Origin of the sequence: Staphylococcus sp. HMSC034G07, from assembly GCF_001835975.1 — a bacterium.
Lineage (GTDB): Bacteria > Bacillota > Bacilli > Staphylococcales > Staphylococcaceae > Staphylococcus > Staphylococcus ureilyticus.
On the sequence record NZ_KV826608.1, the window covers coordinates 281229 to 303764 of the forward strand.

24 protein-coding genes are annotated in these 22536 nt (G+C 31.8%); 8 read left to right on the top strand and 16 right to left on the bottom strand.

Going from position 1 to position 22536, the window contains the following annotated elements; all coding sequences use genetic code 11:
• Positions 1–21: 21 nt before the first annotated feature.
• Entirely contained in the window at positions 22–930 is a 909-nt protein-coding gene (locus tag HMPREF2586_RS07450; protein WP_070657620.1) for an aldo/keto reductase, read from the bottom strand.
• 37 nt (positions 931–967) lie between these two features.
• Positions 968–1894 carry a CobW family GTP-binding protein gene (locus HMPREF2586_RS07455; RefSeq protein ID WP_070657618.1) on the bottom strand — a complete coding sequence of 309 codons (927 nt, stop codon included), beginning with the start codon at positions 1892–1894 and terminating at the stop codon, positions 968–970.
• 226 nt (positions 1895–2120) lie between these two features.
• On the opposite strand from HMPREF2586_RS07455, the gene HMPREF2586_RS07460 reads away from it, so the two are divergent.
• Positions 2121–2564 (top strand): global transcriptional regulator MgrA, encoded by a 444-nt coding sequence (locus HMPREF2586_RS07460; protein ID WP_046207364.1) that lies wholly within the window; start codon positions 2121–2123, stop codon positions 2562–2564.
• A gap of 242 nt (positions 2565–2806) precedes the next feature.
• Here the strand turns inward: HMPREF2586_RS07460 and cydC are convergent, their stop codons facing one another.
• Both cydC and HMPREF2586_RS07470 read right to left on the bottom strand, forming a co-directional pair.
• The gene (cydC, locus tag HMPREF2586_RS07465) at positions 2807–4483 is read right to left on the bottom strand and encodes a thiol reductant ABC exporter subunit CydC (protein WP_070657616.1); all 1677 of its coding nucleotides are present in this window, start codon (positions 4481–4483) and stop codon (positions 2807–2809) included.
• A complete protein-coding gene (locus tag HMPREF2586_RS07470) occupies positions 4480–6105 on the bottom strand; it encodes an ABC transporter ATP-binding protein/permease (protein WP_070657614.1) in 1626 nt (541 codons plus the stop codon). Before HMPREF2586_RS07470 ends, cydC begins: the two co-directional genes overlap by 4 nt.
• Before the next feature lie 387 nt (positions 6106–6492).
• On the opposite strand from HMPREF2586_RS07470, the gene HMPREF2586_RS07475 reads away from it, so the two are divergent.
• From HMPREF2586_RS07475 to HMPREF2586_RS07490, 4 genes are all read left to right on the top strand, one after another.
• Positions 6493–7368, top strand: a complete 876-nt coding sequence (locus HMPREF2586_RS07475) for an undecaprenyl-diphosphate phosphatase (RefSeq protein ID WP_046207361.1) — start codon at positions 6493–6495, stop codon at positions 7366–7368.
• A 160-nt stretch (positions 7369–7528) separates the two neighbouring features.
• Positions 7529–8230 carry a hypothetical protein gene (locus HMPREF2586_RS07480; RefSeq protein ID WP_046207360.1) on the top strand — a complete coding sequence of 234 codons (702 nt, stop codon included), beginning with the start codon at positions 7529–7531 and terminating at the stop codon, positions 8228–8230.
• Between the two features lie 5 nt (positions 8231–8235).
• Positions 8236–8700, top strand: a complete 465-nt coding sequence (locus HMPREF2586_RS07485; RefSeq protein WP_064209550.1) for a YaiI/YqxD family protein — start codon at positions 8236–8238, stop codon at positions 8698–8700.
• Positions 8701–8703: 3 nt separating this feature from the next.
• Positions 8704–9270 (top strand): LOG family protein, encoded by a 567-nt coding sequence (locus HMPREF2586_RS07490; RefSeq protein ID WP_046207358.1) that lies wholly within the window; start codon positions 8704–8706, stop codon positions 9268–9270.
• Positions 9271–9329: 59 nt separating this feature from the next.
• On the opposite strand, the gene HMPREF2586_RS07495 is transcribed toward HMPREF2586_RS07490, so the two are convergent.
• Entirely contained in the window at positions 9330–9947 is a 618-nt protein-coding gene (locus HMPREF2586_RS07495) for a LysE/ArgO family amino acid transporter (protein ID WP_070657612.1), read from the bottom strand.
• A gap of 305 nt (positions 9948–10252) precedes the next feature.
• Between HMPREF2586_RS07495 and HMPREF2586_RS07500 the strand changes: the two genes are divergently transcribed.
• Positions 10253–11683, top strand: a complete 1431-nt coding sequence (locus tag HMPREF2586_RS07500; RefSeq protein WP_070039011.1) for an aminotransferase-like domain-containing protein — start codon at positions 10253–10255, stop codon at positions 11681–11683.
• Positions 11684–11885: 202 nt separating this feature from the next.
• On the opposite strand, the gene HMPREF2586_RS07505 is transcribed toward HMPREF2586_RS07500, so the two are convergent.
• The 4 genes from HMPREF2586_RS07505 to HMPREF2586_RS07520 all read right to left on the bottom strand — a co-directional run bounded on the left by HMPREF2586_RS07505 (position 11886) and on the right by HMPREF2586_RS07520 (position 13810).
• The gene (locus tag HMPREF2586_RS07505) at positions 11886–12440 is read right to left on the bottom strand and encodes a GNAT family N-acetyltransferase (protein WP_064209553.1); all 555 of its coding nucleotides are present in this window, start codon (positions 12438–12440) and stop codon (positions 11886–11888) included.
• 94 nt (positions 12441–12534) lie between these two features.
• The gene (locus HMPREF2586_RS07510) at positions 12535–12831 is read right to left on the bottom strand and encodes a hypothetical protein (RefSeq protein WP_046207354.1); all 297 of its coding nucleotides are present in this window, start codon (positions 12829–12831) and stop codon (positions 12535–12537) included.
• Between the two features lie 251 nt (positions 12832–13082).
• Entirely contained in the window at positions 13083–13295 is a 213-nt protein-coding gene (locus HMPREF2586_RS07515) for an SA0632 family lipoprotein (protein WP_046207353.1), read from the bottom strand.
• Positions 13296–13348: 53 nt separating this feature from the next.
• Positions 13349–13810: a GNAT family N-acetyltransferase gene (locus HMPREF2586_RS07520; protein WP_070039009.1), complete on the bottom strand. Its 462-nt coding sequence runs from the start codon at positions 13808–13810 to the stop codon at positions 13349–13351.
• A 98-nt stretch (positions 13811–13908) separates the two neighbouring features.
• Here HMPREF2586_RS07520 and HMPREF2586_RS07525 point away from each other — a divergent pair, with 98 nt between their 5' ends.
• Complete coding sequence (locus HMPREF2586_RS07525) at positions 13909–14592, top strand: DUF1129 family protein (RefSeq protein ID WP_046207554.1); 684 nt, start codon at positions 13909–13911, stop codon at positions 14590–14592.
• Positions 14593–14668: 76 nt separating this feature from the next.
• Here HMPREF2586_RS07525 and HMPREF2586_RS07530 read toward each other — a convergent pair whose 3' ends face one another.
• From HMPREF2586_RS07530 to HMPREF2586_RS07550, 5 genes are all read right to left on the bottom strand, one after another.
• Positions 14669–15829: an MFS transporter gene (locus tag HMPREF2586_RS07530; RefSeq protein ID WP_046207351.1), complete on the bottom strand. Its 1161-nt coding sequence runs from the start codon at positions 15827–15829 to the stop codon at positions 14669–14671.
• A gap of 158 nt (positions 15830–15987) precedes the next feature.
• Positions 15988–16476, bottom strand: coding sequence for a DUF456 domain-containing protein (locus HMPREF2586_RS07535; RefSeq protein WP_046207350.1), 489 nt, complete (start codon positions 16474–16476; stop codon positions 15988–15990).
• A 6-nt stretch (positions 16477–16482) separates the two neighbouring features.
• Positions 16483–17691, bottom strand: a complete 1209-nt coding sequence (locus HMPREF2586_RS07540) for a sugar efflux transporter (RefSeq protein ID WP_046207349.1) — start codon at positions 17689–17691, stop codon at positions 16483–16485.
• An 88-nt stretch (positions 17692–17779) separates the two neighbouring features.
• Positions 17780–18634, bottom strand: a complete 855-nt coding sequence (locus tag HMPREF2586_RS07545) for a LysR family transcriptional regulator (RefSeq protein ID WP_046207348.1) — start codon at positions 18632–18634, stop codon at positions 17780–17782.
• A gap of 170 nt (positions 18635–18804) precedes the next feature.
• Positions 18805–19521, bottom strand: a complete 717-nt coding sequence (locus tag HMPREF2586_RS07550) for a ribonuclease FAU-1 family protein (RefSeq protein ID WP_070657610.1) — start codon at positions 19519–19521, stop codon at positions 18805–18807.
• A gap of 210 nt (positions 19522–19731) precedes the next feature.
• On the opposite strand from HMPREF2586_RS07550, the gene HMPREF2586_RS07555 reads away from it, so the two are divergent.
• The gene (locus HMPREF2586_RS07555) at positions 19732–20844 is read left to right on the top strand and encodes a 5-methyltetrahydropteroyltriglutamate--homocysteine S-methyltransferase (protein ID WP_064209556.1); all 1113 of its coding nucleotides are present in this window, start codon (positions 19732–19734) and stop codon (positions 20842–20844) included.
• Between the two features lie 68 nt (positions 20845–20912).
• On the opposite strand, the gene HMPREF2586_RS07560 is transcribed toward HMPREF2586_RS07555, so the two are convergent.
• Together HMPREF2586_RS07560 and HMPREF2586_RS07565 are read right to left on the bottom strand one after the other, a co-directional pair.
• Positions 20913–21416 (bottom strand): cupin domain-containing protein, encoded by a 504-nt coding sequence (locus tag HMPREF2586_RS07560; protein ID WP_064209557.1) that lies wholly within the window; start codon positions 21414–21416, stop codon positions 20913–20915.
• 1 nt (position 21417) lies between these two features.
• Entirely contained in the window at positions 21418–22134 is a 717-nt protein-coding gene (locus HMPREF2586_RS07565) for a YebC/PmpR family DNA-binding transcriptional regulator (RefSeq protein WP_046207344.1), read from the bottom strand.
• Between the last annotated feature and the right edge of the window lie 402 nt (positions 22135–22536).

Below are 22536 nucleotides of genomic sequence, written 5' to 3' on the forward strand. Positions count from 1 at the left end.
TACGCTCCTTCTAATTAGAATCTAAGGAATATCATGACCTAAGGAAGCTGTATAAATATCAAACCATTCTTGGTCAGTTAACGTTATTGTCATACCTTGTAATGCTTCATCAATACGATTAATCTTTTGCGTGCCTAACACCGGCATAATTGAAGCTGGATGTTTTTTTAACCAAGACATTATAATTGCAGTTGTCGTAACGTTATACTTTTGTGCCAATGGAGATATAATCGCAGTGATTCTTGCTGATTTTTCGTCTTCAAGATCAAACAGTTTCCCTCCAGCCAACGGACTCCATGACATAATTTTAACATCATCTTTGTACATATAGTTAATGGTTCCATCTTCAATCGCATCTAATGTATAAGGAGAAACTTCTAATTGATTTAAAGTAATATGTAATTTATCACAAACTAAGCATTTACTTAATAAATCATACTGAGATTTGTTAAAATTTGACACACCGAACGATTTGATTTTCCCTTCTTTAACTAAAGATTTAACAGCTTCAGTGATTTCGTGAGGATCCATCAACGGAGATGGTCTATGAATCAATAATGAATCTAACTGTTCTACTTGCAATTGTTTAAGCGAACGTTCCACAGTTTCTCTGATATGTTTTTTACTGTGATCGTATCGATGTCCATTTGCTGCCGCCAAATGCTCTGATGGCAATACAATGCCACATTTAGAAACGATTTCAAGATGCTCCCGTAGATTAGGTGATAATTTAAGCGCTTCTCCAAAAATCCCTTCACAACTATAATCCCCGTATATATCTGCATGATCCATAGTAGTAATTCCACGCTCGACTAATTCATTAATATAGTAATTTAATTGTTGTGGTGTCCAATCCCAATCTTTTGCTCTCCAAAACCCTTGTATTACATTTGAAAAGGATACATGTTGGTTAATTTTCACTCTTTCCATAATGAATCAAACCCCTTCTTCAGTACATTAATTTAAATTAGGTAAATTGTAGCATATCTAATTGATTTCGTAGTTGATTTATATCTAATTGTTCACCAATCATAACAATCGTTAAGGGTACTTCTTTATCAATCGTTTGATAATCTGGTAATCCGAACGCATATTGAAATTCATAAATATCGTTGGGCATATCTTTAAATTTTACATATCCCTTTAATCTTAGAACATTATCTGGCAACCGTAAAATAAATTGATAAAATAATTGTCTATGAATAGGTCCAGAAAAATGATAATGTAGACGATTTATCCCATAATGATGTACATGGTTATTTATATTCATTTGGTTTCCATTTTCAACCAGAGCAATTTGATTCATATCCATATCTGCATATGTAGTAAAATATTTGGATGCTGTTGGATTAATTTTGCGGATTGCTTCATCAAGCTCATGTGTATGATTATCAATGAGATCCATTTTGTTCATCACTATGTCATGGCATACAGATAATTGTTCTTCCATCAATTGAATTGTATGGTTTGTATATTGAAAACGATTTAAGAAGCGAGGCCCATCCACCAAGCCTACTACTGTGGGTTGAGCGACTTGTTCAATAATTTCAGGATCCTGGCATGCTGCAATAATTTCAATTGGATGTGCTAAACCTGTCGCCTCAATTATTATATGGCGCATTGCACTTTTGCTTAGAAAATGTTTTAATTGTTTTATTAAATCTAGTTGCAAATCACAACATACGCAACCATTTAATATTGACGCAACCTCAATATCATCGCTAATAGCATAGCTATCTATATCTAAATTACCGTATTCGTTTACGATTACACTTGGGTTTTCATTGTTTTTTTGTAAATATTTTACATATTTACTAAGAAAAGTTGTTTTACCACTCCCTAAAAATCCTGTGATAATCGTAATTCGGGTTTTTTGATTGTTAATATTTTTCATATACTCACTCATTTCATAAATAAAAATGTTTGCGTAAAACTTTAATTATTCTTATAATTAACCTTTCACTTGATAAAATGTTGACTTTCTTCTAAACTTTATACATACTTTATTTTAGCATGGCACAGTGTGAAAGTATGCTTGAGGAAGTGTTACACAACAATAGACGGATTCAAATCCGATAACAGAAAGAACAAAACGGATAGAATGTCTGGAGGAGAACTTTATGTCTGAACCACTTAATTTAAAGGATCAATTATGTTTCAGTTTGTATAATGCTCAAAGACAAGTAAATCGCTACTACTCTAACAATGTCTTTAAAAAATACAAATTGACATATCCACAGTTTTTAGTTTTAACAATCTTATGGGCTGACTCACCTGTTAATGTGAAAAAAGTCGTAACTGAATTAGCACTTGATACAGGTACTGTATCTCCATTACTAAAAAGAATGGAGCAAGTTGATTTAATTAAACGTGAACGTTCTGAAGTAGATCAACGTGAAGTGTTTATCCACTTAACAGATAAAAGTGAAGCAATTCGACCTGAATTGGACACAGCATGTCAAGATGTGGCAGTTGCATCTTCACTTAGCGCAGAAGAAAACAAAGAACTAAATCGATTACTTTCAAAAGTAATTAATGCCTTTACAGAAGAAAAAGCAAAATAATGCTAAATTCTAAATGTTAAGGTTAAACACTATGAAATTGATTAATTAAATATATTGATTTAAAGCTAGAGTCTAGGACATTATTGATTTGTCCTAGGCTCTAGTTTATTTTAAAGCCCCACTTCTCAATTTATTGAGTTAGTGGGGCTTATGCATGAGCTACAGCTCAGGTTTTCGCTTTAAATCTTTAACATTTTCCATTTACAAATCAAGTACTTATATTGCTGTCTTTTGTTAAAAAGTCACACTTGATTTAACGTGACCATTTGATATAAATAGCCTTTATTTGATAGTAACGATTGGTAATCTCCTTGTTCTATGATTTTACCGTCAACCATAACCACGATTTTATCAAATTTTGGTAGTAATCGTAAATCATGTGTTGCCACGATTAGTGTTTGAGATTGCTTGTGAATTTCATCCATCACATGATTCGTATGATAAATATCTAACGCTGTTGTAGGCTCGTCCAACACCCAAATCGGAGCTTCTTTCAATAATAATCTTGCAATACCCATTCGTTGAATCTCACCGCCAGACAGTGTATTACCTGAAAGTGTGATGTGTCTATCTAATTCAATGTGCGATAAACCTAGTGTATCAAAAACTTCTTTGATTACTGCATCATCTTTATCAGTAAATAAATTATCACGTACTGTACCATCAAATAACTGTTGTGACTGTAACAGAGCATTAATCGAACTGTATTTATTTGAATCTAAAAGGGTTGTAATATCTTGATTATTTATTAAAACCACACCATTTTCACTTTGATAAAGTCCCAATATTAACTGTAATAAGGTACTCTTACCTGAGCCAGAAGGTCCAATAATTGCTACATGTTCACCTTCATGCACCCGTAATTTCAATTCTTTTAAAGTGTAGTTCGATTGATTCCAATATTTAAAATCAACATTTTTAACTTCTACGAAAGGTTGATGCACATCACTTTCTAGTGATAGTGGTTGATTGCCTTGTTGCATTGGGTGAGCAATAACTTCATTAATATTGCTCAATGCTTCATCCGTCTCGGCTTTATAATAAGCCACATTACTCATAGGGATTGCTTGTTCGAATAATGTTAACATCATCAAAACAATACTTGTTAAGTAAACAACATCTAATTGTTGATTTTGCACTTGTATAACACCTAAATATAAAGTTGCAAATAAAGCAATCATTGAAACCAGATTCAAACTATATTCATACAATGATAAGAATCGCTGCTCTTTTGCTTGTGCTTGTTCATACTGATTCAATTGATTTAACACCCGATGTTGATAATATGCTGTTTGGTCAAATCTTGCAAGTTCTTGATACCCTTCTTTATAATCGTAAAATTGATTTAAAAATTGGTCTTGTACACGATTAACATCTCTTTTTAATAATTGTGCTTTTTTCGCGCTTAACCAAGGGATTAAAACCAATGTTATCAACATACTTAAAAAGATGATAATTGCATGAACAAATGAAAAATAAAACGTCACAACCATTGCAATCATCGCCGTTAAACCAATGACTACTGGCGGATAATAAACTCTTAAATAAATATTTTGTAGTGCTTCTACGCTACCAACCATGCGTCCAAGTAAATCACTTGATTTAAATTTTCTATACACATCTGGCACGACAGGTATAATATGTTTGAAGAATTGTACTCTCACATTTCTCAACATAGTAAATGTGGCTCTGTGAGACAGTAATCTTTCAATATATCTTGCAACAGCACGTATAAACCCAAACATTTTAACAGAAACAATTAAAACCATTAATGCAAACAATGGTGCCCCTAATGCACTTTGCGTCACCATATAACCACTCAAGAAAAACATGCTTAATGCAGTTAAACTGCCCAATATACCTACAATAATAGATAAAACCAAATCTTTATCTACCTTAAATTGAATATGTGGTTTCAACAAAAGTCACCACCTTTATACGCATTTTGCTCGATTACTTTTATAGCTTTAACGGAACCTTCATTAATTTTTATACGTCTATCTGCATTTTTTATTGTATGTTCTCTATGTGCGATGGTGATGATCGTCGTATTTTCAAACTTTCTGTTTATCACAGATTGAATGACATGCTCTGTTTGTACATCTAATCCCGTAGCAGGCTCATCGAATATCAGTACATCAGGTTGTAATAATAATAACCGTGACAGTTCAATTCTTCGCATCTGCCCTCCAGATAGCATCTCTCCACCTTCACCAATCCAAGTATCAATACCATTTTCTAACGCATTGACAACATGTTTTAAGTTAACATCGTCAAGCGCTTCTAAAATTTTATCTTTTTCAATTTTTTGGAACATTGTCATATTATCTCTTATAGACGCATTAAAAATATAGGGATGCTGACTCAAAAAACCAATTTTTAACTGTTGTTTATAAATAACAGAACCATATTGCGGTTTAAAATGTTGTGCTATAACTTGAGCTAAAGTAGATTTTCCAGCTCCACTTTTTCCAATTAATGCAATATGTTCCCCTTCATAAATACTAATGTTGATATCTTCCAAAGCATGTTGCTGTGCATCATTGTATTTATAATATATATGCTCAAGTTGTATTAATGGCTTTTGATAACTATTCGTTTGCACTTGTGGTTTCACATATGCTTCTTGTCGATCTAATAAATCGAAGACAACGTCACTTGAACCTTCACTTTGCTTTCCAGTATGAAAAGATTGACCTAAATCTTTAATAGCATTATAAAATTCCGGTGCTAATATAATTGCTATGGCTGCAGTTTTAAAATCTATACTATTAAATAATATTAATCCTAACCCCGCTTCTAAAGCAACAAGGCCAATTCCAAGCATACTGATAAACTCTAACATCAAACCTGATAAAAAAGCACTTCTTAAAATACGCATTGTTAAATTTCGAAAAGTCGTACTTTCTTCATATAAAGATTGTTCTGTAGCTTCTGTTTTATTAAATAGTTTGAGAGTAATCAAACCCTTTATTTTATTTAAAAATTGTTGACTAAATTGATTTAAATAAGTCATTTTATCTTTTGACTCATCACGTGTTTTCAACCCAAAAATGATATAAAACATTGGTATAAATGGTGCTGTAACAATCATGATTAAAGCCGTGTTTAAATGTATGAAACACATTGCAATAATGATAAATAGTGGTATCATCATAGACTTAAAAACTTGAGGAAAGTAACTATTAAAGAATGGTGCTATACCATCTATATTTTCAGTCAATGTATTAATTTGAACACCAATAGGTTCTGAAGATTTATTTAAAATCAATTGACGTCGTAAATCATATTTAACGCGAGAAGACATACGATTACCTATCATTTGATTTATTGTGTTAAATGTCGCTCTTGCTAATAAAACAATTAATGTCACTAGTAGTAAAATTAACAAATCTTGATGTGTATGACGTAACATTGCATTTAAAATTTCTGCAATAGCAATGTTCTGAATGACTACAGTAATCGCTAATATTGTACTGATTACAAACATTAATATCGGATAAATTTTATATTTCATCGCTAAACTTGTTAATCTTTTCACAAATATCACCTGGTTCATATTATAAATGGAATGTATTAAAATGAAATGAATTGGCTCAAAAATTAATACATTTTTATTTACTTAATTCATATTTTTGCCATAATTATAATCAAATGATTGAATGCTTTAAATTCAAAAGTAAAAAACAAACTTTTTATAATTATATAATTAATAAATTATAAATAAAAATTTGCAAAAAGAAGTTTGACTTTCTGAATAAAATTTACAATAATTTATCTTTTATCTCATTTAACTGAAGTAAGTACTTTTTCTCTCAGTCTTTAGTCCAAAATCTTATTTATCTATGGCACTTTATAATTTTAATGTGCTATTATTATAAAATGAAAATGAATAAACTATAATCCATATTATGAAAGTAGGTTAATTATGATATTGCTTGAATTGATAAAAGGAATCATTCTAGGAATTGTCGAAGGATTAACTGAGTTTGCACCTGTATCTTCTACTGGACATATGATTCTTGTAGATGATATGTGGTTAAAATCAACTCAATTTTTAGGTTCAGAATCTGCGTTTACCTTTAAAATTGTAATTCAACTCGGTTCTGTATTCGCAGGTGCCTGGGTATTCCGTGAACGTTATTTTGAAATGTTACATATAGGGAAATATAGATCTGAACCTATCGATGGCATCGGTCAAAAACCTAAACGCTTAAACTTACTACATATTATCGTTGGTATGATTCCAGCAGGTATACTTGGTTTAATGTTTGATGATGTTATTGAAAAATATTTATTTAGTGTCCCAACAGTCATGATTGGATTATTTATCGGTGCAATATATATGATTATTGCAGATATATACAGTAAAAAAGTTACGAATCCACAAACTGTAGACCAAATTAATTATTTCCAAGCTTTTGTAATTGGTTTATCCCAAGCTATCGCTATGTGGCCTGGTTTCAGTAGATCTGGTTCTACAATTTCTACAGGTGTGCTCATGAAAATGAACCATAAATCTGCTTCTGATTTCACATTTATTATGGCAGTTCCTGTAATGTTAGCAGCAAGTGGTTTATCTCTAGTCAAAAACTTTGAATATATTCATTTAAATCACATCGGTTTTTACTTCCTAGGGTTTATCACAGCATTTATCGTTGGTTTAATTGCCATTAAAACATTCTTATTCTTAATTAGTAAAATAAAATTGATTCCATTTGCTATTTATAGAATTATATTAGTCATTATTATTGCAATCCTTTACTTTGGTTTTGGTATAGGTCAAGGAATCAGTGGACAATAAAACAGTTAGAGGCTGAGACAAGTAATTTGTCCAGCCTCTTCTTAAATTTCATGTCTAAAATTGCAGAAATAATTTCCATGAAAGTACGTGTATTTACCGTTTATTATGATGTATTATGGGGTAATAAGTAGATAGTATAAAATTATTGGAGGCAACGAGTATGGACAAAAAGCAATTAATTAAAACAATCATCACAGTAGCGCCTGTGTTTTTAGTACCGTTAATCGTTGAACGTAAACGTATTAAAGATCATCCAGATGTTAAAAAAGCTAGTGATGCAACTGCTAAAGCTTCAAAAACCGTAGCAAACAAATCTGTTCAAATTAAAGATACAGTAGTAGATAAATCTGCAAATGCAAAAGATTATGTTATTGATAAAAAACATAATATGGATCAAAAACGTGAATTAAAACGTATTGCTAAAGAACATGATCCTGCTTACATTGAGAAAAAAGGCGAAAAACTTGAAAAAGAGAATCGTAAAGAAGCAGACAAAATGAAGAAGAAATTACAAAAAAATATTGATAAACGCCACAATGAAGAAGAAAAAAAACGTCAAGATAATGAAAAACAACGCATTCAATCTATGAAAAAATCTAATAAACATATGGAAAAAGTTGGCATGACACCAGGAAAATTAGACAAAGAGACAGAACAAAAAGGCGAAAAACTTGAAAAAGAAAACCGCAAAGAAATAAATAAATTCAATAAAAAATTACAAAAAAATATTGATAAACGTCATAAAGAAGAAGACAAAGCTCGCGAAAAAAATAAAAAAGACCGTTTAGCGGAGTTCAAAAAATACAAAAATTATGTTGCTAAAAGCATTGTAAAGCAAAACAATGAAGAAAAAGGTAAATAATTATTATGACTCAAGTCATCATTGATGGAGATGCTTGTCCTGTTACCAATTCTGTTGTTGAATTGACAAAAGGGACAAGCATCTTTGTTACCATTGTCCGAAGCTTTAGTCATTTTTCTTCAAAAATGCAACCTGATCACGTCAATGTCATTTATGTTGATGATGGCCCGGATGCAGTCGACTATAAAATTGTTAAAATCACGCGATCAGAAGATATTGTAATAACACAGGATTATGGACTTGCAAGTTTATTATTAAACAAAGCTAAAGTTGTGATGCACCATAAAGGATTTATATTTGATCAAAATAATATCAACACTTTGTTAGAACAACGACATGCGAGTGCACAATTTCGAAAAAGTGGCGGGCGCACTAAAGGCCCATCTTCTTTTACAACAGATGACATTGCGATATTTGAACAAAAATTTTTGTCTATAATTAATGATGTGTCATTATTTACGGAGGAATAAAGTATGAAAAAAATTGCTGTTTATTGCGGTGCTAGTAAAGGTAAAGATGAATCTTACATGAAACAAGCTTACCAATTAGGCACTTATATGGCTAAACATAACTATGAATTAGTATTTGGTGCTGGTTCTGTTGGAATTATGGGAGCTATTCAAGATGGCGTATTAGATCACGGAGGTAGTGCTATTGGCGTGATGCCAAATATGTTAAATGAACGAGAAATTACTAGTACGAGACTAAGCGAACTCATTTTAGTTGATTCTATGCATGAAAGAAAAAACAAAATGGCAGAATTAGCAGATGCGTTTGTCATGGCTCCAGGAGGCGCTGGTTCTTTAGAAGAATTCTTTGAAATGTATAGTTGGTCGCAAATCGGTATTCATGAAAAACCAATCGCTATCTATAATATCAACGGCTTTTTTGAGCCTTTGCAAACATTGATTGACCATATGATTCATGAAGGCTTTATCGATAAAAAATATCAATCGCTGGCACCGCTATGTAACAATCCTGAAGCACTGTTCGAAGCGATTCATAATTATGAACCATTAGGTATTAGAAGTTACGACTAAATTTTAAAAGCAGAGATATGTGTGCACTACAAATGCCACTACCTCTGCTTTTCTTATGCTTAAAATAGTATTGCCAGTAATTGTTTTAATATTATTAATGCAACAATCACAATAATTATTGCTGAAAATTTATTTAATATTAAAATATATTTGCCTCTTTTATCAATATTACCTACGACTTTACCTGCAATTGCCAAAAATATAAACCAGATCCAAGAAACAGCAATTGTCGTCATCGTAAAAACCATTTTATCCACGCCTCCATATATTGCTGCATTCGTTCCTATAACACCAATAGTATCCATAATTGCATGAGGATTTAATAATGAGACTGACATGGCAAATCCAATTTGCTTTCGCGCGGACATTGATTGATAACGTTCAAGCGTTTGTGGTTTTTCATGCCATAATGACCAAGCCATGTAACTAAGAAAGATAAAGCCGACACAATAAATTACGATTTGTAACATCGGTAGTGATAGTAATAAGACTGACACCCCTAATACAGCTAATACTATTAATAATGTATCACATAACCCTGCAGCTATAATTACTGGTATAGTCTTAATTAATTGTTTTTGGTTTGCTCCTTGGTTAAATACAAATACATTTTGTGCGCCTAAAGGTAAGATTAAACCCAAAGCTAAAAACAAACCATGAATCATTGGTTGCAACATATTATCTCCTCTTTCTTCAAAACTAAATTATCATTAAACCGTACCAGTTTTCACTCAAACTTAACTAACGCAAAAATATGATATTCATAATAAATAAGAATTATTTATCATTATGTATTTATTGACGCATGATACGTGTGCAGTCAATAAATGAATGAATCCTATACACTAACCATAAGCATTAAATATTCAAATATGAGTTATGACCATTTTTCTATATATAATCATGATATAATATATTTAATTGATTTTTACCAACCAGTTATAATTTTAAAAACCCACCAATTACTTAAAGGAGATTTAGCATGTTCATGCCAAAATATAAAGCAATTATTGATGACATACTTTCGAAGATTAAAAATGGTGATTTAGAAGCAGGTATGAAATTACCTTCTCAGAGAAATTTGGCAGCTCAATATCGCGTCAATCGTTCAACTATTATTCAGTCCTTAGAAATACTACAAAGTTATGGAATTTTAGAAAGCAAAGCACGTAAAGGGTTATACGTTTCGAAAAGTAATTGGAATACTTATATTAATCATAATATGAATTGGCATGACTACATTAAAAATAGCGCTTCTAAAAATAATCAATACTTTATACAACGAATTAACGAATTAGAATTCGATGCGCATATCTTACGTTTAAGTACTGGTGAACTCAGTCCACAATTAATCCCAAACAAGCAATTTCAAGATATTTTTTCAAAACAAACGACTACTGCGCTTAAAACTAATTATGAACACCCCTTAGGTAATTTAAATTTAAGAAAAGCAATTGTAAATCATGTTAAAAAATTGGGGATTGAATGTGATGAAGCAAACATTTGCGTCACTTCAGGTGCATTGCAAGGATTAAAACTCATCGCTGATGGTTTACTGATTCCAAATTCAAAGATAATTATAGAAACGCCCTCATATATAAATTCTGTGCATACATGGCATAACATTCGAGCAGATCTTAGGTTTTTGACAATATCTAAAATCAAACAACAAATTAACACTATTTTCAATGCTAAAACACTGTATAAAAATAGCATTTTTTATTGTATACCGACTTTACATAACCCTACACAACACGCATATACGCAAACAGAAAAATATAAATTAATTCAACAATGCCAACAAACAGGAATCCCTATAGTAGAAGATGACGTTTATGGCGACTTGTGGTTCGAAGGAGATCGTCCTCAACCTTTAAAGTCATTAGAAGAGAATGATAATATCCTATATATTAGTAGTTTATCTAAAACAGTAAGTCCTGGTTTAAGGGTAGGATGGATTATAGGTAAACCATCAGTTGTTATGCACTTAGCGGATTTGAAAATGCAAAATGATTATGGTGCCAGTTCATTATCACAATTTATCGCAACTGAATGGCTAAATAACCCTTTATACCATGAGCAACATTTAAATTATTTAAAACAAGCACTTATAGAGAGACGTGATAAATTTTTAGCATCTTTAAATCAACATTTTCAAGATTTAGGTACTTGGTCCATACCTAAAGGTTCTTATTATATTTGGTTCAAATTAAATGTACCAATAAACATGAAAGAACTGTTCGATTTAGCGATACAAAATCAAATTTTAATTAATCCAGGCGAAATTTATGATAAAAACGCACAATATCATATAAGATTTTCTTATTCCTATATAAACATTGAAGATATAGAATTTGCATTACAAAAATTAAGCCAACTTATTAAAAAACTAACATCAAGCAAAACACTTTAAAACACAGTCACCATACCGCTTTTAAGTCGTGCTGACGCCTAGGGAAATGATATGAATGAGAGACTAATGGCTTGAATCACATTCCCAGGCAGGCATGGACGATACAAAATCATAGTAAACAAAAAGACTAATCCATATATTAAAAATTGGATTAGTCTTTTTCATAAGAATAGGATTTATACCCCATTACTTATTTACAATTTTATTTTGCTTGTTTTGTTAAATCTTTATAATATCTAACATGTCTTTTAAGTGGATGATACTTACTTAATTCTGGATATTCAAAGAAATCATATAGCTTCATACCTATTTTTTCCATAACCTTACGTGAAGGTTCATTATTTTCTGAAGTAAATGCATAGACTTCGTTAATCCCCTGCTGTTTTGCATATTCGAGTACCGCTTCTGCACCTTCAGTAGCGAAACCATTCCCCCACACTTCGGGGATCAAACGCCAACCGATTTCATAGAATGGTAGCTCATCAAACGTATACTTGCTGGCTTTAGGTACATAGTTCAATCCGATAAAACCAAGCCATCCATTTGTTTCTTTTAATTCAACAGCAAAAAGGCCTATATCATGATTGATAATAATATCATTCATCTTTTTCATATCATGTTCTGAACGTCGAAAACTTAATAAACTTGGAAAATATCTACGGACTTGGTGATTCGCGTTCATCTGCTGAAATGGAAGTAAATCTTCTGCTTGCCAGTCCCGTAACCTTAAACGCTCAGTTTCTATATAAACTGTCATACTGTTACACCTCTAAACTGGAAATTAAATTTCTATAGAAAATAACGCGTTATGATTATTCTCATACCGCGCTATCACATGGATTAAACATTGCTTATGCTCTTGAAATATAGCTAATCAATTCAACGTTTACAGCTACTTCTTTCAACCGACCACGTTCACTTTTGGGCGCCGTAAATGTTGCATCTATGAAATCATTTTTATGATTTAATTTGTAAGTAGCTACAAATGTATCTGTATCAGATTCAAAATTGGGTAAATGTGCAATAACACGTTTAATTTCACCAGTCGAATCTTTGATTTCTCTACCAGTAATACTTTCAATTTCTCTACCTAATTCTGGAAGCGTAATTGAACGCCCTTCTAATAATACAAAATCTTTTTCATGCATCGTTATTCCCTCTTTCTCCTAATGAAAAATGATTATTAATAAACTGCGTATAATAAATGATTCATTATAAAGTCACACTTAATATAAAGTAATACTAAGCAACTGACTCATAATTTCAAATCTATTTTTTAGAAACTTTTTATATTCATTACGTTAATGATACCCATTATAACAATTTGTAAAACGATAGTACAATAATTTCCTGGGAAATATTGCATGAAATCCATTTGTAACGCAATTAGTATAGAAGCCTATGTTTCAGCATTAACATCTTTTTCCAAATTCTTCGACTTATCTTTCAGTTTATCTTTCTCTTTTTCTAAGTCTTCTTTTTGTTTTTTCAAATCTTTATTTTGTTTTTCCAATTTATCAATATCTTTCTCTAACGTTGCTTTTTCATCATTTTTCCCACATGCAGTCAATAAGACAGTGGATGCTAGTATGAGTGCTAAACATTTCTTCATGTAAGAACTCCTTTTGTTAATTTCATAATAATAATATAATTTTATCATTATTTTTACTCATCTTCATTATTTATTCTTAATCTTTTATTCATAGTCACCGTACTTATATAATATCCAAGTTTAAAATTCAAATCTTTCATGGCATGGTTGTGATTGACTACCGTGCTTTCAATTTCTGAAGCACCCCTCCTATATGCCCATATTTCAACCTCTTTTTTTAATGCTTTCGCGATACCTTGATTTCGATTGTCTTCCGAAACATACATCATTTCAATAATAACCTTTTGATATTGCTTTATATATCTTGCCCAAATAAAAGCAATCATTTGTTGGTCTTGTATTTCGGTAATCACAACATCAGTATTGGCTAATAATCCATTTTCAATCATTTCTTTGCGTAATGCAACAGAAATAGTAGTGTTTTGATAATGCTCATACTGTTGGTTAAGTTGTTGTTCATGAATTTCCGCAATTTCATTTAAATATTGTTGATGTGATTGTTTTAAATACTCCATTATTACTCCTTTGAAAGTGTTATTGATTTATAATACTATTTTCGTCATAATTAGCATTATAAATATATTTTATACATAAGAAGGAATGCCAAATGCCAATGAAATCTACTGATAAATTAATGCGTGAAAACAATGTGAAAGCATTACGCTTAAATAATACAGACAGAGATACGTTTGAAAACTACATGACTTATGTCAGAGCTGATTTGAGTGTCAACCCACATGATTCTGAAAAAATGTTAAACCGTGTTTTAAATCAGTTATTAGAAGCTGAAAAGGATGGCACATTAGCAATGGAATTCTTTGATCACGATCCTAAAGCCCATGCCAAAAGAGAACTTAGACGTTTACCAAATGAAACAATAAGAAACATTTTCAAATACATTATGCGTCATATTATGCTTTTTGTGGGTATTTTTTGTTTTCTCAAAGGGTTTGCTGGATTTTTTATTGGTGCAAAACGACTATATTTATATACTTTCCCGCTTACTTTAATCGTAGGTATTGCTATCATATTTTTCTTTATTTGGATGTTATTTAAAACTGTACAAATACGTTGTTTTAATACATCACACTTATCTTGGTTATTAACATATCTCGTTTTACTTTTATCTGTATGTGGAATATTTTATGTCTTTTTCATTCCACAGATGTTTTTAACTGTAGGCCCTTATTTATTAATTAGCAATTGGACTTTTATTATCATTTCATTTATATTCATTCCAATCGCATTATATATCGATCATCATTTTACTAATAAAAACACCAATGCTTCATTATAAATACTATTAAAAAACACGTTAGCACAAGCTTCTAAAATTCGAGAAGTGGCTGACGTGTTTTTAGTTTATATTTCACCTATGTTGTTATATTTTCTTTCTTTTCTATTGCAATATTGATAAATAAGAAAATAAGACCAATCACTGTTAGTATCGGCGCAATTAAACTTAACGATGCAACTGGTAAATTTGTTACCACGACACCTCCGATAAATGCACCCAAAGCATTACCTAAATTAAATGCTGATTGGTTAAGTGTACTCGCAAGTGTTGGTGCATCTTGTGAAATTAACGTACTTTTATATTGTAGTGACGGACTCATACTGAAACCGATGAGACCGAAAAAGAAAATACCTGCTACCATTAATAATCCATTCATTTGCACAAAGTATAATAAAATGAAATATAAAATAAATACACTAAATATTATTTTTAATGCCTTATTTAAATTCCAATCTGCAAGCTTTCCACCTACAACATTACCTAATGTGACCCCAATACCAAATATAATCAATAAATATGAGATTAAATTTTCTTGTACATGTGACACATCAATGAGCACTGTTGATATATAAGTAAAGTAAGCAAATACACTACTAAATCCGAATAATGTAACAGCTAAGGTTAACCATAAACGTTTTTCTTTTAAAATTTTCAGTTCATTTAATACAGATGATTTAACTGTTTCTTTTTTCATCGGTACAAATATGATAATACCTATTAATGCTAAAGCTCCGATGACTGATATAATAATAAATGTCATTGGCCAACCAAAGTTTTGTCCGATTAAAGTTCCAAACGGCACGCCTAAAATATTACTCATGCTTAAGCCCATAAACATTAATGCCATCGCACTCGCACGCTTTTCTGGCTTAACCATACTCGCTGCTAATATTGAACCTATACCAAAAAATGAACCGTGAGCTAATGAAGTAATAATTCGACTCGTCATCATAAAGCCATAATTCGGGCTAAATGAGGCTGCAATATTTCCTACAATAAATATCGCCATTAATGCCAACAATAAATATTTTCTATTCCATTTAATTGTTAACATCACAATGATAGGTCCACCGATAGCTACACCTAAAGCATAACCTGTAATCAGTTGCCCTGCTTGGCTTACACTGACATCAAAATCTCTAGCGATGTTTGGCAATAATCCCATAATTACAAACTCTGTCATTCCGATTGCAAAAGCACCGATTGCAAGCATCCATATAGCAATTGGATATTTCATTTAAGACTCCCTTCCTTTTCCACTTTTTAACACATGTGAGTGATTATACTAAAGTAGTAATTACGAAAACAAGAAGATTGCTTAAATTTCACTTTATTTATGCTATAAGTGCGCTCACCATGATTGTACACCGTTTGTAATATCTTTCATCACATTGATTAATTGATTAATAATGCATCTATGAAAAACCAAACAACCATAATAATCATTATTATCGCTTGAGCGATGGAACTTGCTAAAAACGCTATTACTGAGCCAAAACTTGCCTTTAAAGCTTTAGAAAAATGCGGCTCTTGTATAAATTCAACTACTAACACAGCTATAAATGGAATAATAATTATTCCAAATGGTGGAAAGACAAAACAGCCTACAATAACACCAATCAACGCTGCATACTCACTTAATTTTGATCCGCCGAACTTGCTGACAAAATATTTATTCATAATGAAATCTGCAATAATGATAAATATTGTGAACAATGCCATCGATACATAAAATATCCAAGACAGATGATGATTGTCAAAGCCGAATTGATAAATTAAGAAACCAATCCATAATACAAGTACTGACGGTATGATTGGCTTTATTAAACCAATAAACGCTAAAATAAATGATGCTATAATGCATAACCATAAAATCAATGTCATTTCTATCTACTCCATACTTTCTTCTGTAAATTTTTGTTCTTTTGTAAAATATATTAAAATCATACCTAAAAATATTGAACCTGCAGAAACAAAGAACACATTACCTAAGCCTACCCAGTGACTCATTATACCACCGAGAAGATTACCACATAATTGTCCGATAACCATCGCATTCGCAAATAATGTAGATGCATAACCAGGAAAATCAGGTAAAATATCTTGGAAGTAACTAATCCCTAATCCAAGTAAAATAGCTAGAAAAATAGCTAGAAACACCTGTCCTATTATCATCATGATCAGACTATTAAATACGCCAATACTAAAATAAAATAATCCTCCGAATAATCCCCCAAGTATCAATAGCGTACGTGTCGACAATTTAGCAGATAAAATGCCTAATATGACCATGAAAGGTACTTCAAGTCCTGCACAAATACTAGCTAGCACACCTACTCGACTTTCTGGTTCTTTCAAAAAGTTCGTCACATACAATGGCATATTCAACGTGTACATCCATTGTCCTATATGTAATAAAATAAAAGCTAAAAAGGGTACAAATAAGACCTTGTCACGCAACATATTAGGTGCCGCCGCTTCAACATGTGTACTATCTGCTACTGTATGCTTTGTTTGAATATCTTTAAAGAAAAAAACTTGTAATAATAGTGTGAATAATATGATTGTTATCGTTCCGCCAAATAAACCCGCATATCCTTTAAAACTGAGTAACAATGCACCAATAAGTGGACCGAACAAGAAACCGAATGAAAACATTGAACGTAATACAGCGTTAGCAAATTTCGCTCTGTCCTTTGATGTAGAAGTATTGATTGATTCTCTTGCTGACGCATACATTTGAGGCATGGCTGGGGCAAAACAACCTTGGAAAATGGCATACATTACTATAAAAACCCAGATTTCATGAATGTAAAAATAAATTGAAAAGCTGACTGCCCCCATAAAAAGTGCAGTAATAATAATTGTCTTTCTGTTGATACTATGTGTATCAGAAAAGCGTGCTACAATTGTATTCATTGTAAATTGGCTAATTGCAGCTAATGCTAATAGCAACCCATATTGGCTAGAAGTCATACCTAAATCATTTGTAGCAAATAATACCAGATACGGTACAGTAATGGCGATGCCCATACCTAACATCATCATATTAACGACAAATAATTTGTAATTTTTTATATGTAACAATTCACTAAACATTTAGCGTCCTCTATTCCTATTAAATTCATATAACTCTTCATAAAGTTATATTTATCAATGAACCAAAATATTCAATTATCTAAAATTGTTATTCCACGTATTCCATTATTAAATTAATAAATGAATCAACTTGCGGCAACTGTAACATGCTTGGATCATAGCTCAAATAAGTAGAACGAATCAGCGGTTTATCGTCTATATCTACGCGTTGAAACGCAAACTGTTCCCTATCTAAGTGTTTCATCATGATTTCCGGCAATATGGTCACGCCAACGCCATTTAATAACATTTCTTTACATGTCGCCACTTGATCAACCGTAATCATTGCATGATAATCTTGACCAATTTGGCTGCCATACCATTCTTTAATTTGATTAATGTATATAGGATCAGCCTGAAATTCGATAAACGGCATCTTTTCTACTTCATCATTACGATTTTTAGGATGTATAAAATAATGTTCGTCATTAAATAAATGCGTGTTGCTTAAATTCATCATTTTATTCCCACGAATAATCATCACATGGTAATCTCTATGATTAGCTTTAATTTGTTCACTCGACCCTACTTGAACTTGGATTTCTACATTTGGAAATTGTCGTGTATACAAATTCAATACTACCGGCAACAACGTTTGCCCTATTAAGGATGAACAACCAATAGAAATCGTACCATTTACTTCACCGATATGTGCTTGCATCTTATCTAAAAACAGACGCTCTCTATTCAACATATCACGTGCATGTTCAATAATCATCATGCCTTCAGTCGTCGTTATTAATTGTTTTTTTGTACGAATGAATATGTCGACGCCAAATGCATTTTCTATCGCTTTTAATCGTTGTGTTACTGCTGGTTGAGAGATGTATAAAATTTCCGCTGCTTTTCTGAGCGTTTTCGTCTCATCTAATGTAGTTAACAAGCGATAATCGTCAATCTTCATAATTATCCCCCTATTTTTTACAAATACTAAATATCTTTATTTATGGTGGCCTTACTTTTATTTACTTTGCGCTAATGAATTACTTTTAATACTCTTCAATTCTCGCAGTGTTTACTATAACATGGTTAACGCTTGACTAATATAGGGAATTTTTTATAACAATTTCAAGATTATTGAGATGCATTAGAATCTTTTATCTTACTTTGATGTGATTTGCTATTATTTTGATTAGAATGATTATGATGCTTATTGTAATTTTTTATTGGCTTATGTTTAGCCTCATTGTACACAACGTTTTTATGCTTTTTGCCTTTAAATTTATGTTTATTAAAAGAGGATTGCTTTTGAGATTTCGACTTTTGTTTTATTTTATGGAAACAATACATAATTTTATTCTGCATAGTTGTAAAATCTGTATCAATTTTAATCATTAACTGATGCGCGATAATATAAGCTTCGTGATATTGCTTCTTGGTTATTTGGCCTTGGTTTAACGCGCGTAACAAATCGTCTTCATCAACAAGTTCGTATTCTCCATTAGGTAATGCTAATACGTCCAAGCATAAATCAATCGTACGTGCATTTCCTTTTTGCGTAACGTTTTTAATATTTATGTCAAAGTAATATTCTAATGGATTGCCATTGTCGTCTAACATCACTGTGATACTATAACGTTTTTTTTCAGGTAATATTTGTAACCACTGATAGTTATCATCAGCCACAACAATATTTTGTCCTACGACCGATACTTCTAGAGGTTCACGTACCTTTTTCATCGTTACTAACCCAATAATACCTTTAAATTTGTTATTATTCACTTTGACTTCCGTATATTCTCGGTCAATGATGCGACGCCAGTGACGTTTATCAATATATTTTACTTTCACTGCCACCAACTCCTTGTCATTATTATATAAAACTGAACCTTACATGTCATCTTATGTTTGTTACATTTAAATTTTTAATTAATAGCGAGTAGATAATTATGTTTATTGTACTATATTTCATAGTGTAAAAGCGAAATTGACAATTGTTGAGAAGTTTGTTAAATTTTTAATATATTTTTCAGAAAATTCTTTAAAAAGGGAGATAGCCATATGTCAACGTCACAAAGACCATTTAGAGCAGATCACGTAGGAAGTTTACTACGTCCACAACGTTTAAAAGATGCACGTAAAGATTATCAAAATAACGTTATTAATGCTCAAACATTAAAAAATATAGAAGATGAGGAAATTGAACGCATCATAGATAAACAACTAGAAATAGGCTTACATAGTATTACTGATGGTGAATTCCGCAGAAGTTGGTGGCATTTTGATTTCTTAGAAAACTTAGATGGTGTTGAAGGTTACACATCAGAGCGTGGTTTAACATTTGAAGGTGTAGAAACTAGAAATCACAACGTCAAGGTGGTTGATAAAGTTACATTTAACCCAAATCATCCCCATTTTGAACACTTTAAATTTTTATATGAAAAGGTAAATGGCCGTGCAACGGCAAAAGTTTCTATTCCAAGTCCAAATCAATTGTTCCATCCTAATATTTTAAACGAAGACATTTATCCTGATATCAATGATTTTGCGCATGATGTAGCAAAAGCTTATCACGATAGTTTACTAAAATTCTATGATCTCGGTGCACGTTATATACAACTAGATGATGTGTATTGGGCAAATTTAACATCAGGAACACAAAATACACGTGGGCGTGATAGAAGTGAATCTGAAAAAGAAGTTGCACGTCAACTCGCTTATAAAGTTATCAATGAAGCAATCAGTGGTTTACCAGAAGATTTATTGATCACAACACATATTTGTCGTGGAAATTATCAATCTACGTGGGCTATTTCTGGTGGTTATGAACCAATCGCTCCATATCTATTTAAAGAACAATTAGATGGTTTCTTCTTAGAATATGATGATAATCGCTCAGGTGATTTCGAACCTTTAAGATTTTTCCCAGAAGATCGTTCATTTGCAGTGTTGGGATTATTCACATCAAAAAATGGTGAATTAGAAGATAAAACCACTATTTTAAAACGTATAAAAGAAGCACAAAACTATATAGATTTAGAACAAATTTGTCTAAGTCCACAATGTGGCTTTGCTTCTACTGAAGAAGGCAATAAATTAACTGAAGAAGAACAGTGGAAAAAGTTAGCTTATATTGTTGAAATTGCTAATGAAGTTTTTGGTACATCAAAATAATATTTAAAAAACTCGTATTACTTTCACAACTGTTTTAACGAGAAAGTAATACGAGTTTTCCTTTATATTTAACTATTAATGTCGATTATTGATAAAGCGTAACGATCATTAATGTGTTTTAAGGCTGGATATGTTTCGTTTAGCCACTCTTTACTCAATAACTCAAAATGTTTAAATTCAAATGCTGGATGACACATGCAACCAACAAGCGCATAACCAGCACAGCCTTCAATAGACGATGCAAAAATTGTGCCCTTTGGAACAACATGCTGCAATACATCACCACTTTCGATGTTGGGGCCAACTGTTACTTTTTGATAATTGCCATCAGGGTATATCATGTGAACAGTCAAAGAATCTCCTGCATGATAATACCAGATTTCATCAGCATCTATTCGATGAAAATGTGATATATTATCGTGCGTTAAAAGAAAGTATATGCTCGAATAAGCCGATCTTTGATTTGAGCTAGTAGGTACCGCTTTGATAGTCTCTTTATAATAGCCACCTTCTGGATGCGGATGTAATTGTAATTGGTCAATCCATTTTTGTACTTCTTGATTTTTATTCATGCTATTTCAAATCCACGTTATGGAATACATTCTGAACATCTTCTAATTCTTCTAATGCATCAATTAATTGTTCAAATGTTTCCTGATCTTCTGCTGATAACTCAATATCTGACTGTGGTAACATTTCAAATTCCGCTACTTTAAATGTTTCAACACCTGATGCACGTAATGCATCTTGCACTTGGGCAAATTGATCAGGCTCAGCATATACAATGGTTAAACCATCTTCATCAATGACATCTTTAACATCTATCTCTTGTTCCATTAAGCTTTCCAAGACATCATCCGCTGACTTGTCTTCAACACCAAATACTGCAGTGTGTTCAAACATATAAGCAACAGATCCAGAAACTCCCATATTACCTCCATTTTTACCAAATGCAGCACGAACATCAGATGCAGTTCTATTTACATTATCAGTAAGCGCATCTACGATTATCATAGAGCCATTCGGGCCAAACCCTTCATATCGCAACTCATCATAATTTTCTTCGCCGCCACCTTTAGCTTTTTCAATAGCTCTATCTATAATATGGTTTGGTACAGAATATGTTTTTGCTCTTTCTAAAGTTAATCTTAATGCTTGGTTTGATACTGGATCGGGTTCACCAGATTTAGCCGCTACGTAAATTTCTTTACCAAATTTAGCATAAATTCTACTCGTATTCTTATCTTTTTGGGCCTTTTTCTCTTTAATATTATTCCACTTACGTCCCATAATGTCATCTCACTTTCTAATTAAATGCGTATGTCAGTACATCATATTATACAATATTTTTATTATATCACATAGACTAACCTACTACTTTGCTTGTATTTTTTATTACGTCTCTCGAAATATCTATACCCTTTGGCAACTTATTAGTTTGTATCAAACATTGATCGTTTGTCACATAGAGTATCATCCATATAGAATGAATTAGCCCCTTTTAACATTATACATCGGTAATTTTAAGATATGAAAACCGCTTCTTTGAGTACTTAAATACATATTAAAAGTGATTTTAAAACATATAAAGAACCACTTCCCAACTTGTTGGGTTAGTGGTTCTTATGCTTGAGCTAAAGCTCAGGTAATCCTTATTGCCACTTCCCAACTTGTTGGGTTAGTGGTTCTTAT

Coding starts and splice junctions, on each gene's coding strand:
- HMPREF2586_RS07450 (WP_070657620.1), bottom strand. CDS start 930: ATGGAAAGAGTGAAAATTAACCAACATGTATCCTTTTCAAATGTAATA.
- HMPREF2586_RS07455 (WP_070657618.1), bottom strand. CDS start 1,894: ATGAAAAATATTAACAATCAAAAAACCCGAATTACGATTATCACAGGA.
- HMPREF2586_RS07460 (WP_046207364.1), top strand. CDS start 2,121: ATGTCTGAACCACTTAATTTAAAGGATCAATTATGTTTCAGTTTGTAT.
- HMPREF2586_RS07475 (WP_046207361.1), top strand. CDS start 6,493: ATGATATTGCTTGAATTGATAAAAGGAATCATTCTAGGAATTGTCGAA.
- HMPREF2586_RS07480 (WP_046207360.1), top strand. CDS start 7,529: ATGGACAAAAAGCAATTAATTAAAACAATCATCACAGTAGCGCCTGTG.
- HMPREF2586_RS07485 (WP_064209550.1), top strand. CDS start 8,236: ATGACTCAAGTCATCATTGATGGAGATGCTTGTCCTGTTACCAATTCT.
- HMPREF2586_RS07490 (WP_046207358.1), top strand. CDS start 8,704: ATGAAAAAAATTGCTGTTTATTGCGGTGCTAGTAAAGGTAAAGATGAA.
- HMPREF2586_RS07495 (WP_070657612.1), bottom strand. CDS start 9,947: ATGTTGCAACCAATGATTCATGGTTTGTTTTTAGCTTTGGGTTTAATC.
- HMPREF2586_RS07500 (WP_070039011.1), top strand. CDS start 10,253: ATGTTCATGCCAAAATATAAAGCAATTATTGATGACATACTTTCGAAG.
- HMPREF2586_RS07505 (WP_064209553.1), bottom strand. CDS start 12,440: ATGACAGTTTATATAGAAACTGAGCGTTTAAGGTTACGGGACTGGCAA.
- HMPREF2586_RS07510 (WP_046207354.1), bottom strand. CDS start 12,831: ATGCATGAAAAAGATTTTGTATTATTAGAAGGGCGTTCAATTACGCTT.
- HMPREF2586_RS07515 (WP_046207353.1), bottom strand. CDS start 13,295: ATGAAGAAATGTTTAGCACTCATACTAGCATCCACTGTCTTATTGACT.
- HMPREF2586_RS07520 (WP_070039009.1), bottom strand. CDS start 13,810: ATGGAGTATTTAAAACAATCACATCAACAATATTTAAATGAAATTGCG.
- HMPREF2586_RS07525 (WP_046207554.1), top strand. CDS start 13,909: ATGAAATCTACTGATAAATTAATGCGTGAAAACAATGTGAAAGCATTA.
- HMPREF2586_RS07530 (WP_046207351.1), bottom strand. CDS start 15,829: ATGAAATATCCAATTGCTATATGGATGCTTGCAATCGGTGCTTTTGCA.
- HMPREF2586_RS07535 (WP_046207350.1), bottom strand. CDS start 16,476: ATGACATTGATTTTATGGTTATGCATTATAGCATCATTTATTTTAGCG.
- HMPREF2586_RS07540 (WP_046207349.1), bottom strand. CDS start 17,691: ATGTTTAGTGAATTGTTACATATAAAAAATTACAAATTATTTGTCGTT.
- HMPREF2586_RS07545 (WP_046207348.1), bottom strand. CDS start 18,634: ATGAAGATTGACGATTATCGCTTGTTAACTACATTAGATGAGACGAAA.
- HMPREF2586_RS07555 (WP_064209556.1), top strand. CDS start 19,732: ATGTCAACGTCACAAAGACCATTTAGAGCAGATCACGTAGGAAGTTTA.
- HMPREF2586_RS07560 (WP_064209557.1), bottom strand. CDS start 21,416: ATGAATAAAAATCAAGAAGTACAAAAATGGATTGACCAATTACAATTA.
- HMPREF2586_RS07565 (WP_046207344.1), bottom strand. CDS start 22,134: ATGGGACGTAAGTGGAATAATATTAAAGAGAAAAAGGCCCAAAAAGAT.